Raw genomic sequence first — 1,514 nt, forward strand, 5'->3', positions numbered from 1 at the left:
GCTTGCACCCCATCATTTAATCTTCCAGCACCGGGCAGGCGTCACACCCTATACGTCCACTTTCGTGTTTGCAGAGTGCTGTGTTTTTATTAAACAGTCGCAGCCACCAGTTTATTGCAACCCGTTCACCCTACTGAAGTAAATCAGCCAAGCTACAAGGGCGTACCTTTTCCCGAAGTTACGGTACCAATTTGCCGAGTTCCTTCTCCCGAGTTCTCTCAAGCGCCTTAGAATACTCATCTCGCCCACCTGTGTCGGTTTGCGGTACGGTCTCGTATGACTGAAGCTTAGAGGCTTTTCTTGGAACCACTTCCGATTGCTTCAGCACCTAAATGCCTCGTCCCAGTCCCTTGAATCCTGCGCCCGGATTTGCCTAAGCGCCTTCTATGAACCAGAAACTGCCTATTCCAACAGGCAGACAACCTTCCGCGATCCGTCCCCCCATCGCATCATACGACGGTGCAGGAATATTAACCTGCTTCCCATCAGCTACGCATCTCTGCCTCGCCTTAGGGGCCGACTCACCCTGCTCCGATGAACGTTGAACAGGAAACCTTGGGCTTACGGCGTGGGGGCTTTTCACCCCCATTATCGCTACTCATGTCAGCATTCGCACTTCTGATACCTCCAGCATCCTTTACAAGACACCTTCGCAGGCTTACAGAACGCTCTCCTACCATATGCTTACGCATATCCGCAGCTTCGGTGACTGGCTTAGCCCCGTTACATCTTCCGCGCAGGACGACTCGATCAGTGAGCTATTACGCTTTCTTTAAATGATGGCTGCTTCTAAGCCAACATCCTGACTGTTTTAGCCTTCCCACTTCGTTTTCCACTTAGCCAATCTTTGGGACCTTAGCTGGCGGTCTGGGTTGTTTCCCTCTTGACGCCGGACGTTAGCACCCGACGTCTGTCTCCCAAGCTCGCACTCATCGGTATTCGGAGTTTGCAATGGTTTGGTAAGTCGCGATGACCCCCTAGCCATAACAGTGCTCTACCCCCGATGGTGATACTTGAGGCACTACCTAAATAGTTTTCGGAGAGAACCAGCTATTTCCAAGTTTGTTTAGCCTTTCACCCCTACCCACAGCTCATCCCCTAATTTTTCAACATTAGTGGGTTCGGACCTCCAGTGCGTGTTACCGCACCTTCATCCTGGCCATGAGTAGATCACTTGGTTTCGGGTCTACACCCAGCGACTATCGCCCTATTCGGACTCGATTTCTCTACGGCTTCCCTATATGGTTAACCTTGCCACTGAATGTAAGTCGCTGACCCATTATACAAAAGGTACGCAGTCACGGAACAAGTCCGCTCCTACTGTTTGTATGCACACGGTTTCAGGATCTATTTCACTCCCCTCCCGGGGTTCTTTTCGCCTTTCCCTCACGGTACTGGTTCACTATCGGTCGATTACGAGTATTTAGCCTTGGAGGATGGTCCCCCCATATTCAGACAGGATTTCTCGTGTCCCGCCCTACTTGTCGCACGCTTAGTTCCACACATCGCATTTC

General features: G+C 51.3%; 1 rRNA gene. It reads right to left on the reverse strand.

The features are described from left to right. Positions 1-1,514 (reverse strand): 23S ribosomal RNA (locus KVP70_RS32990); the annotation flags it as partial.

It is taken from the genome of Duganella violaceipulchra (assembly GCF_019166075.1).
GTDB classification, from domain to species: domain Bacteria; phylum Pseudomonadota; class Gammaproteobacteria; order Burkholderiales; family Burkholderiaceae_D; genus Rugamonas; species Rugamonas violaceipulchra.